Here is a 10,784-nt window from a genome sequence, read left to right on the forward strand (position 1 = left end):
ATGCTGTCGCGGCCGGCGACCGGCACGACGCGCAATTCGGTGACTTTGGGAGTGGCGTTCGGGTTCGTGGACATGAGGGCGATCCTGTCAGTGACATCGATGAATTACGTTGTCTGATGACATTGTATGTCGATCTCCTTCCACAGCCAAGATGGGGTTTACGATTTCAACTTAAAATACATTTAAAACAATGGTTTAAATTGGTTATCGGATGAACAACCGACGCAAGGACGAGCATCACAAAGACGTCTGATGACTATACCCAACCACCTTCGCGACCCGCGAAAACAAAGAAGCCGGCTCGCGCCGGCTTCGTCGTTCCTGCCATCATCGATTCGTCGCGCAAGCCGCGACGCCGTCGACGTTACTTCGCTTTCTGGCCGATCTCGTGATTCGCCATGATCTCGAGCGCGCGCACCATGCCCGAGTGATCCCATGCCTTGCCGCCGTGCGCCGCACACGCATTGAACAACTGCATGCACGTCGAGGTGTTCGGCAGCGCGACGCCGAGCGACTGCGCGGTCGCAAGCGCCAGATTCAAATCCTTCTGATGCAGCTCGATGCGGAAGCCCGGATTGAACGTGCGCTTGGTCATGCGCTCGCCGTGCACTTCGAGAATGCGCGACGACGCGAAACCGCCCATCAGCGCGGTGCGGACCTTCTCGGCATCGACGCCTGCCTTCGACGCGAGCAGCAGCGCCTCGCCGACCGCCTCGATGGTCGCCGCGACGATCACCTGATTGGCGACCTTGCAGACCTGCCCCGCGCCGACTTCGCCGATCAGCGAGATGTTCTTGCCCATCATGTCGAAGAGCGGCTTGACCTTGTCGAAGGTCGCCTGCGCGCCGCCGACCATGATCGTGAGCGAGGCCGCCTTGGCGCCGACTTCGCCGCCGGAAACCGGCGCGTCCATGTAGTCCGCGCCCTTCTCGCGCACCTTCGCCGCGAACTCGCGCGTGGCGATTGGCGAGATCGAGCTCATGTCGACGACGATCTGCCCTGCCTTCAGCTTGCTCGCAACGCCGTTCTCGCCGAACAGCACGCGTTCGACGTCAGGCGTGTCCGGCACCATGATGAAGATCACATCGGCTTGCTCGGCGACGGCGGCGGGCGAGTCGCAGGCCGTCGCGCCGGCCTGCGTGAGCTCGGCGGGCACGCCGCTGCGCGTGAACGCGGCGAGCTTGACGCCGTTCTTGACGAGATTGGCCGCCATGGGATTGCCCATGATGCCCAGTCCGATGAAGCCTGCCTTTTGCATGTATCGCTCCTTGATGAGTTTGTTCGATGCCGCGACGTCGAGCGTGACGCTCAGTCCGCGATGAAGTGCTTCTTCACGGCCTGCGCGGCGTTCCTGAGCATGCCCAGATCCGCGCACACGGCGACCAGCGTGCTGCCCAGCGCGAGATAGCGCTCGGCGTCCTCCTGCACGGGCGCGAGAATGCCGCTCGGCTTGCCGGCCGCGTGCGCGCGCTCGAACACATGCGCGATCACGGCCTGCACGTCCGGATGATTCGGGTTGCCGATATGACCGTAAGCCGCCGCCAGATCCGACGGACCGACGAACAGCGCATCGACGCCTTCGACCGCGATGATCTCGTCGATGGCCTCGACCGCCGCGCGGCTCTCGATCTGCACGGCGACACTGATATTGTCGTTCGCAACCTGGAGATAGTTCGGCACCGTGCCGTACCGGTTGCCGCGATGCCCGACCGACACGCCGCGGATGCCATGCGGAGGATAACGCGTCGCGGCGACGGCGCGCCCGGCATCGGCGGCGCTGTCGACGAACGGAATCAGGAAATTGACGAAGCCCGCGTCGAGGAGTTTCTTGATCGCGACGGGATCGTTGGCCTGCGGCCGCACGACCGGCGCGCTCGGGCTGTCCTTGAGCGCCATCAGCTGGGGAATGAGCGTGAGCGCGTCATTCGGCGCGTGCTCGGCGTCCAGCAGCATCCAGTCGAAGCCGACCACGCCGATCAGTTCGGTGACGACCGGACTCGCGAGCGACATCCAGCAGCCGATGAGCCGCTTGCGCTCGCGCAGCGACGTTCGGAATGTGTTGGGCAGCGGTTGATACGGTGAAGATGACGGCATGACGACTCCCTGTGACGGCGGCGATCTGTTTGGAAAGCGGTACGTCCGATCACATTCAGTTATCAGACGTCTTAACACAGAGTACTGTTAGTCTAGGGTTTGATGACAGCGGCGTAAACCCTGATTTGCTTGATTTTTCGACATTTTTGTCCGAAAACATCTATTCATACTTATACGATGTCTTATATCTTGTTCCATCGAAGACATGCGTAGCAGCGATTTGACGAAATCATCGGCCATCGGGATGATGTGTTGTCGGACATCCGCGAGGCATTTCACGCGGCGCCAGTCGGAGTCATGATGACACACGCCGGCAGGTCGTCCGACTTCTCCATCAACCATCAATACAAGCAAAACCAGCATGGCCAGTCTCACCGATAAAGTCGTCGCGAGCCTCGTCGCGGACATCGAGCACGGAATCCTGCGTCCCGGCGACAAGATTCCGACCGAAGTCGCGCTGATGAAGCAATTGTCCGTGAGTCGCTCGGTCGTGCGCGAGGCGGTATCGCGCTTGCAGGCGGCGAATGTCGTCGAGACGCGTCATGGCATCGGCACGTTCATCCGCGCGTCGGAGGATCGCGAGCCGGTGCGCCTGCCGGACGCGGATCTGTCGAATCTGCTCGACATCATGGCGATTATCGAGTTTCGCATCGATCTGGAAGGCGCGGCGGCGGCGCTCGCGGCGAGCCGGCGCACCGATGCGCATCTGAAGCAGATCGCAGCCGCACTCGAGCGTTTCGAAGCGCAGATGGCGAACGGCAGCACGTCGGTGCTGCAGCACGATGTCGAGTTTCACTTGCAGATCGCGCGTGCGAGCGGAAATCGCTATTTCTACGACGTGCTGAGCCAGATGGGCCGCGCCGTCAGTCCGCGAACGCGGCTCAGGCCGCCGGAGCTCGCCGAGCTGGATCAGCTCGAGCGATTGCGCGCGGTGCTGAGCGAACACAAGGCGATTTATCAGGCGATCGTCCGCCAGGATTCCGATGACGCGCGCGCCGCGATGCGTCTGCATTTGAGTAACAGTCGAGAGCGCTTGCGGCAAGTGCATGGCGCGAGTGTCTGAGATCAGTTCGCTTCGGAATTTTCAAAGCGATGAGACGCATGAATGCCGGGGTTTCGGGCAGCAACGGCACCTTGTATACGTAAACGGGAAAGTTCATATGTATACGTGGTAGTAGTTAACAAGCCCCCCGCAAATCCGTGGATAACCGGCGATGCGCCTTTTCCGTCAGAGGTTTACGCACGAGACAAGTTCGGTATAGCGAGCCGGATTCCGGCCTGAGCCTGGGACAACTTCGAGCCCTTTTCCGATGGTCGGGTACTTATTCAGAAAGCGCCAACAGTAAACACAACGAGCTGCCAACAAGGTTGTCCACAGGTCTGACGGCGCCTGGACGGCCCGCCCTCGCCGGCCCGGTCCCGGAAGACTTAGCGTGCAAGGGATCGAAACTTTGCGGCAGGTAGACCGGCTCACTCCGCGCGACGGATCTGGAGCGCAAAAAAAGCCGCGCTCGCAATGCGAGCGCGGCTTTCGTTGAATCAACACATGCTGTTCACCAACATTAGAAGCGTTCCTGAGTCAGCCTAGAATCGCCGAAATCCCTTACAGGGCAAGAGTTACAGACTTGTCGGGAACGCTTCGGACGGGTCCGTCGACCCCCTAGCCCGAGAAAAATCGCATTTTGAGCAGCAAAAACCGAAGAAGCGGTCCAAAGCCAGGTGGCATAGGCCTCTCGGGCGATTTTGACCCCCCTGCAGACTAAAAATCAATGTCTAGTTCTTGCGCATCGTCCACCAGTGCGGCGTTTGGTTCGACATTGGCTCGCGGCAACGGCGACGGCGGTGTCGCCTTGTCCCCACGAATCCTCTTCATAAGCGCGTTCGAATCTTCGGCACCATTTGTCGCGATTGCCGCCTTCCGTGCCGGCCGACTGTTGACCGACGGCTTGACGCCCTGAGCCACGGCCATTTCCCGATGCATCTTGTGGGAGACTCGTCCTTTGCCACCACGCGGTGCCTTCGCCACAGTGTCCTCTGCGCGTTCGTGATTCGCGTGCTTCTGCCGCTCTTCAGATAAGTCTCCGGTACCGCGCTTCTGAATCCAGTCATAGATGTCCGTGAAGCCATCACCATACTTCGCGACGGTTTGCGGAATTGGCTCCAAGTCTTCGAGATGCCCGTTGTTGTCCCAGACGACATGCAGACTAGATGTGAACATCTCGTACCCTTTGACGGGCATTGAAGCCCCCTGATTCCATGCCTCGTATTCGAGGGCCGCCTCGCGAAGGTTTTTCGAGGTGAAACCCCGGTCGCCCAGTGTCACGACGCCGTTTCGGACCACGGCCCTCTCAGGAAACGGTTTTGACAGCATCCGGAAAATCTTGTCTTGCGTCCAGTTCCACGACGCATCGCCTTCGCGCATAGCTTGGTTGAACAGAAACATAGCCATTTGCCCGCTGCTGCTGAGGCGCAAATCAGATTTGGGTTGCCACACTTTGAGGAAAAGCAGTGCAGCACACGTCGCGGAAAGGGCTGAGATGATGTCGACAAGCTCAAGCGGCAGAAACGACGAACCGATACATTGCGCTGACGCGAAGACAGCGCCTGCCAACACCGCTAGGGGCCAAACCTCTTTCACACCACGCTTTCCGTCTGCGACCCCAATGAGGATGAGGGGGACGAAGAGCGCAAGAAGCGGTGTCTGGCGCCCGACCATCATGCTGAGGGACTCCACCGGCAAGTTGGTGACTTTCGACAAAAGCGAAATCGGCAATCCCAGCGAACCGAAGGCCACAGGGCTGGTATCTGCAAGCAGGCAGATGGCTCCCTCCATGGGGCAGCCCATCGCCGTCGAAAGCGAAACATTTATTGCCACCTGTGTTTGCTTAACTACACCGATGACGTCCCGCAGCTGGGCGAACGACTGCTCGCGGCTCATTCGAAGGTTTGTGCGGTTATGACTCTCACTGACCGACATGACGAGGTTTACTTCGTCCACCGCACAAGACAGGGCTCGCTCCGCACCCCGGATGTTGGGTACGAGCACGGTATAGATGACGCCGGCCTGACGTTTGATGCCGTGCATCACCGCCTCAGCGTCACGGAGTGCGGGAATCGCTTTGGGAGAAGTGAAAGAAGTGACTTCAATCTTCGCGTACCCACACGCGCTCAGTCGGTCGATGAGCGCAATCTTTTCATCGGTGTCGACGAACTGTGCTTCATTCTGAAAACCGTCGCGGGTCGCGACCTCTTGGATATAAACGCGTTTGCCGTTCATTGCAGCGGTCCTCTCAGATGATGCCGCGAGAACGCCATGCGTCTCGCGTTGCTTGGTCGATTCCAACTCGTTCCAGTACGGCGTCCGTGTGCTCGCCGAGCGTCGGTGCGAAAGAGTCAACCGTTCCTGGAGTGGCGCTGAGTTTCGGAACAATTCCCGGAACTTGAACGGGTGTCCCATCGGGCAATTTGGCCTCGAGAATCATGTCTCGAGCCTGGTAATGAGGGTCTTGGGCAATATCCGCGACGTCGTAAATCTTTCCTGCGGGGATTCGCGCCTCGTTGAGCGCGGCGAGGACGTCCTCGAGCGGCTGGCGGACAGCCCATTCGCCGATTGCAGCGTCGATGCGCTCAACCTGCTTTACTCGACCATCGTTCTGGGCTAAAGCGGGGTCGTCAGCGAGGTCCCGGCGTCCTATGAGGTCCATGAGGCGACGGAAGATGCTGTCGCCATTTCCAGCGATGAGCGCATATTTGCCGTCGGCACAGCGATATGCATTAGATGGTGCGATACCAGGCAAGCTGCTTCCTGCGGGTTGGCGTACCGCGCCGAAAGCAGAGAATTCGGGCAGCAGGCTCTCCATCATGTTGAAGACGGACTCGTAAAGAGCAACGTCAATCATCTGGCCGTCGCCGCCGTTTTGGTCGCGGTGACGCAAGGCCAGCAGGATGCCAATCACGCCATGTAGCGCGGACAGGGAGTCGCCGATAGACACGCCGACTCGAACCGGCGTGCGACCCGGTTCGCCGCTAAGGTGCCGCAGGCCACCCATGGCCTCAGCGACAACGCCGAAGCCCGGGCGGTCGCGGTAGGGCCCGGTCTGACCGTAGCCGGACACCCGGAGCATGACCAAACGTGGGTTGAGCGCATGGAGTTCGTCCCAACTCATCCCCCAGCCTTCGAGGGTGCCGGGACGAAAGTTCTCGACGAGAACGTCGCTTTCGCAAATGAGCTTGCGTGCGACCTCTTGGCCTTCCGGCGAGCGAAGGTCGAGCGTTAGGGACTCTTTATTGCGTGATTGGGCGGCCCACCAAACCGACGTCCCTTCATGCAGCAGACGCCATTTGCGCAAAGGGTCCCCGACTCCAGGGGGCTCTATTTTGGTTACATGTGCGCCGAATTCGGCGAGCATCTTTCCAGCGAAGGGGCCAGCGATGAGTTGGCCCATCTCCAGCACGCGAATGCCTTCGAGCGGCTTTTTTTGCACGGTTGTCTCCTGTGAAGCATCGTTTAGCCGATGCTTCACTTTGAAACAAACCGCTTGGCGTGAAAATCGAAGATTCTTCAAGCACCCTTTCCAGAATGGAAAGGGTCGCGGCTATGCGTTGGTGCGACCGGACATGAAGTTGAACAGCCGGGTGGCTTCAGGTGACAGTGCCTCTATCGACCGGGTACCGATGAACAGGGTTCTGTCTGCCCAATCGTCGAGAAGCTGGACCTGACGAAGTCCGGCGGCGAGAATCTCGTTGCGAACGGCCGCCTCCGGGAGCACGCCGATTCCCAGGCCCTGTTCAATCATTCTGCAGATGCCGTCAAAGCTACTGACCTGAATGCGAACCTTCAGGGTTTGCTCCGCCGAGAAAGCGGCCGCCAGCAAACGAGCAAGAAGGGAGCTTCCTTCATTCAAGCCTACATACTCGTAATCGAGGGTGTCGACAAAGGAAACGCTCTGCTTCGTTGAGAGCGGGTGACCGTTTGGAACGAGCAGCACCAGCTTGTCGCGTCGATAGACCGCCTTTTCGATTCCGAGGGCTGGAACATTGTCCGCAAAAATTCCGATGTCGGCCTCGCCATTGCGCACCGCTGCAATGATGTCGCCGCTGAGGCGCTCTTCTAGCGAGATTTTTACGCTCGGATTATCTGTGAGAAACATGCGGACATCGACGGGGAGGAACTGCACAATCGCAGATGTGTTCGCCCACATCCGCACATGGCCTCGGACCCCCGTCGCGTAATCGCTCATCTCCGTGGCCATGCGGTTGACCCGCTCAACAACCTGCCGCGCATGTGCCAAGAGCCCTTTGCCTGCGCCGGTCAGTTCGACACCGCGCGGTTGCCTGAGCAGAAGCGTGCATCCAGCGCTTCGCTCGAGGTCTGCAATCCGCTTACTCACAGCTCCGAGGGTGAGGCTCGTCCGTTCAGCGGCCTTGGTGAGGCTCCCAAGTTCTGCGACGACGATGAAAAGTCGCAGGGACTGCAGGTCATAGTGGAAGTAGCTCGACATGGCGGAGCGAAGCTCTAAGGAATGGCCGTAGAGCGAGTGTATTGCAAGTTCGGTCTTGCGCGACCGAAGTCGAATGCGGCGGGCGCGGCTGCGAGGAAGCCGACTGGGTGCAAGCCGGGCCGAAGAGTCGATGCCCATTGCGCAGACGTGTATCCGCAGTTCATCGCGTCAATCGGCGCCTCTTCGACCGTTGAAGAGGCGACACCTCACGTGACGCAGCTGCCGCTTATCGAGCGATGGGTGCGTTCACGATGTTGCGAGGCGTCCCTTGAACGTACGCTGTCACGTTATCCATCAACTGGTCAGCCAATGATTGAATCGCTTCCTCGCTCGCCCACGCAATATGAGGCGTCAGAATAAACGCAGGGTGGTTCAAAATCTCATTAAACGGATTGTCGGAGGTCAATGGTTCTTGCGTAACAACATCGAAGCCAGCGCCAGAAATCTGGTTCGATTTCAACGCTCGAACAAGCGCCGCCTCGTTGACCAGTCCGCCTCGCGCCGTATTGATGAGCAGCGGACGTCGCTTCATCTTCGCGAACTCGGCGTCGCCGATGAGGTCACGGGTCGCATCGATAAGCGGACAATGGAGCGTGATGATGTCCGACTCTTCCAAAACCTTCTCGAAAGGGGTGTACAAAGCGCCCATATCACCGCGCCCCTTGAACGCCGAGAAGAGCACTTTAAGTCCCAGGGCGCGACCGATAGCTGCTGTCGCTTTGCCAAGGGCGCCATCACCGACGATGCCCAACGTCGACCCGGCCAAATCCTTAATCGGATAGTCAAAAAAACAGAACTGTCCGGACTCCTGCCAGCGTCCTGCCTGAACAGCAGAGCGATATGCCGCGAGACTGCGACGCAACGAAAAAATCAGTGCGAATGTGTGCTCCGGGACCGTGTGCACAGCGTAATTGCGAACATTGGTTACCGAGATGCCCAGCTTGTCGCATGCCGCTAGGTTGACGTTATCAGTTCCAGTGGCGGCGATTGCGATGAGCTTGAGGTTCTTCGCTTGTTCAAGAGCTTCGGCGCCCAACTTTACTTTGTTCGTCACGACGATATCCGCCTCGCGAATTCGCTCGATTACTTCATCGGGACTTGTTGCATCGTGAACCGTGAGCGTATGACTGAACGGAAGTTCTTTGAGTACGGTTGCCGGCGGAATCGTCGTGCGGTCCAGAAATACCACATGCAAAGGGGAGGATGACTTAGACATGTTCGAAGAATGTGGAGTGTTGCTACGCCGCTGCTCCCGGTTCAATCGCGTTGACCTGAGGTAGGCCAACGAACTGATGCGTTCGAAGGCGATGCGATTTGCAACTGAGGCGCAGGAAAGGGGGAAGCGTGGTCATCGCTGACCTGAACGGTGACTTGCGACTGACCCGGCGCCACATTAGCGGGCACCAAGGCAGGGTGTCAAGGCAGGTGGGGAGGACATAGAAGCCTTCTATACCCCGTAGTTGAAATCAGTATTTCATGCTGGGATGCGTTCTTTAGTAGATTCGAGCCACATAGTAGAAAAAGCCTCCACAACCAGGCTCGGAGACATTCATGTATCAACAAATTTATAGCCCACTGGCGGGGTCCATCGGCGCATCCGCCGCGGCCGCAGCGCTTCCACTCGCGGTTTTATTCGTGCTTCTTGGCGTCTTCAAAGTTCAAGCGAGGTGGGCGGCACTATGCGCGCTTGTTTGCTCGCTGGCAGTCGCAATATTCGTGTACCAGATGCCGGTCGTGCAGGCCGGCAGCACAGCAGCCTTGGGTGCATCAACAGGGTTCTTCCCGATTATCTGGATTGGCATCAATGCAATTTGGGTCTTCAAGCTCACTCAAACAAGCGGTCATGATGTGGTGCTTCGGAATTGCCTTTCGCAGGTAAGTCCCGACACACGTGTCCAGGCGGTGCTTATCGCCTTCTGTTTTGGCGGTTTGCTCGAGTCGCTGGCAGGGGGCGGCGCACCAGTCGCAATCTGTGCCGTCATGCTTATTGCCGTCGGTCTTGACCCCGTGAAGGCGGCAGACATCGAACAATCGGAAGTGCTTCGATGGATGGACCGCTTCGCCGCGGAAGGCGTTCACGGTGTAACGCTGTGCGACACGACGGGAATGGCTTTCCCTTCTCAGGTCGGCGCGCTAACCAGCGCCGCACGTGCCCAGTTCCCTGGACTCGAACTTACACTGCACTTTCACAATACCCGTGGAATGGCTCTGGCAAATACCTTGGCCGCGCTCGCTGCAGGCGTCAACCGGTTCGACGCATCGCTCGGCGGGCTTGGTGGTTGTCCCTATGCGCCAGGCGCAACAGGCAATGTCTGCACAGAGGAACTGGTCCATATGTTAGAGCTCGACGGCTACAACACCGGAGTGGACCTGGCAGCACTGCTGTCCGCATCAGCCGCGCTTCCCCGACTCATCGGCCACGACGTCCCTAGCCAACTCTTGAAAGCCGGACGACGTTCCGACTTGCATACGATGCCTTGCTTGTCGAGCGACGGCCTTCCCGAGCAGCGCGCATTCGCCACAGGAGTCTGAAATGGCTTTGATTGACCATCTCGACCACCTCGTACTGACGTGTGTCGACCTCGCAGCCACAAAGCACTTCTACAGTGAGGTGCTGCAGATGCAAGTTCAGACGTTCGGTAAAGGACGCACCGCGCTCCGATTTGGAAATCAAAAAATAAACATCCATGTCAAGGGCTCAGAGTTCGAGCCCAAAGCCCATCTTCCAGTCCCTGGCTCGCTCGACCTCTGCTTCATCGCTGCCGTGCCCTTGGACGATGTGATATCGCATCTCAAGCGTTGCAATTGGCCGATTTTGGAAGGGCCGGTCGAGCGAACCGGCGCAGTCCAGAAAATCCGTTCCGTCTACCGTCGATGTCATTCGCGTGCTCACGTTGTTTGCGGAGCATAGAGCGAACACTGTGAGCAGTTTTTCGTGGGACGCTTTAGGCGCGCCGCGCGTCAACGTGGGTGAGACGGGCTGACTCCGCTTCGGGGAACTGATAGGGGCGCGCTGCAGATTCGTCGGCGACGCGCCATCCCCATGCTCAGTGGCTTTTGGCCGAAGGTTGCGATTGCTCCTTGCTTGCCGACAGCGCATCAGGACTAATTGGTCGACCCTGAACAATCCTCAAAGCCTTATGCGACAAGGCGTTGTGCTCCAAACCATGTTGAGCGAATTGCAGGAAG

At 58.8% G+C, this 10,784-nt stretch carries 9 protein-coding genes; 3 read left to right on the plus strand and 6 right to left on the minus strand.

The window, feature by feature from the left end:
• Positions 1–364 precede the first annotated feature (364 nt).
• The gene (locus AWB79_RS37520) at positions 365–1,273 is read right to left on the minus strand and encodes a 2-hydroxy-3-oxopropionate reductase (RefSeq protein ID WP_269768033.1); all 909 of its coding nucleotides are present in this window, start codon (positions 1,271–1,273) and stop codon (positions 365–367) included.
• A 35-nt stretch (positions 1,274–1,308) separates the two neighbouring features.
• Complete coding sequence (garL, locus tag AWB79_RS37525) at positions 1,309–2,094, minus strand: 2-dehydro-3-deoxyglucarate aldolase (protein WP_061172529.1); 786 nt, start codon at positions 2,092–2,094, stop codon at positions 1,309–1,311.
• Positions 2,095–2,455: 361 nt separating this feature from the next.
• On the opposite strand from garL, the gene AWB79_RS37530 reads away from it, so the two are divergent.
• On the plus strand, positions 2,456–3,157 hold the full coding sequence (locus AWB79_RS37530) for a FadR/GntR family transcriptional regulator (protein ID WP_061172530.1): 702 nt from the start codon (positions 2,456–2,458) through the stop codon (positions 3,155–3,157).
• Positions 3,158–3,853: 696 nt separating this feature from the next.
• Here the strand turns inward: AWB79_RS37530 and AWB79_RS40305 are convergent.
• The 4 genes from AWB79_RS40305 to AWB79_RS37550 form a co-directional block, all read right to left on the minus strand.
• A complete protein-coding gene (locus tag AWB79_RS40305; protein WP_074169494.1) occupies positions 3,854–5,371 on the minus strand; it encodes an L-lactate permease in 1,518 nt (505 codons plus the stop codon).
• A 13-nt stretch (positions 5,372–5,384) separates the two neighbouring features.
• Positions 5,385–6,578 (minus strand): CaiB/BaiF CoA transferase family protein, encoded by a 1,194-nt coding sequence (locus AWB79_RS37540; protein ID WP_074169497.1) that lies wholly within the window; start codon positions 6,576–6,578, stop codon positions 5,385–5,387.
• Positions 6,579–6,689: 111 nt separating this feature from the next.
• Positions 6,690–7,595 carry a LysR family transcriptional regulator gene (locus AWB79_RS37545; protein WP_061172531.1) on the minus strand — a complete coding sequence of 302 codons (906 nt, stop codon included), beginning with the start codon at positions 7,593–7,595 and terminating at the stop codon, positions 6,690–6,692.
• Positions 7,596–7,821: 226 nt separating this feature from the next.
• Positions 7,822–8,811 (minus strand): D-2-hydroxyacid dehydrogenase, encoded by a 990-nt coding sequence (locus AWB79_RS37550; RefSeq protein WP_061172532.1) that lies wholly within the window; start codon positions 8,809–8,811, stop codon positions 7,822–7,824.
• A 335-nt stretch (positions 8,812–9,146) separates the two neighbouring features.
• Between AWB79_RS37550 and AWB79_RS38805 the strand changes: the two genes are divergently transcribed.
• Positions 9,147–10,127, plus strand: coding sequence for an L-lactate permease (locus AWB79_RS38805; RefSeq protein WP_074169495.1), 981 nt, complete (start codon positions 9,147–9,149; stop codon positions 10,125–10,127).
• Position 10,128: 1 nt separating this feature from the next.
• Positions 10,129–10,506, plus strand: a complete 378-nt coding sequence (locus AWB79_RS37560; protein WP_061172533.1) for a VOC family protein — start codon at positions 10,129–10,131, stop codon at positions 10,504–10,506.
• Positions 10,507–10,784 lie beyond the last annotated feature (278 nt).

Source organism: Caballeronia hypogeia, from assembly GCF_001544875.2.
GTDB lineage: Bacteria > Pseudomonadota > Gammaproteobacteria > Burkholderiales > Burkholderiaceae > Caballeronia > Caballeronia hypogeia.

Coding starts and splice junctions, on each gene's coding strand:
- garL (WP_061172529.1), bottom strand. CDS start 2,094: ATGCCGTCATCTTCACCGTATCAACCGCTGCCCAACACATTCCGAACG.
- AWB79_RS38805 (WP_074169495.1), top strand. CDS start 9,147: ATGTATCAACAAATTTATAGCCCACTGGCGGGGTCCATCGGCGCATCC.
- AWB79_RS37560 (WP_061172533.1), top strand. CDS start 10,129: ATGGCTTTGATTGACCATCTCGACCACCTCGTACTGACGTGTGTCGAC.
- AWB79_RS40305 (WP_074169494.1), bottom strand. CDS start 5,371: ATGAACGGCAAACGCGTTTATATCCAAGAGGTCGCGACCCGCGACGGT.
- AWB79_RS37530 (WP_061172530.1), top strand. CDS start 2,456: ATGGCCAGTCTCACCGATAAAGTCGTCGCGAGCCTCGTCGCGGACATC.
- AWB79_RS37550 (WP_061172532.1), bottom strand. CDS start 8,811: ATGTCTAAGTCATCCTCCCCTTTGCATGTGGTATTTCTGGACCGCACG.
- AWB79_RS37545 (WP_061172531.1), bottom strand. CDS start 7,595: ATGTCGAGCTACTTCCACTATGACCTGCAGTCCCTGCGACTTTTCATC.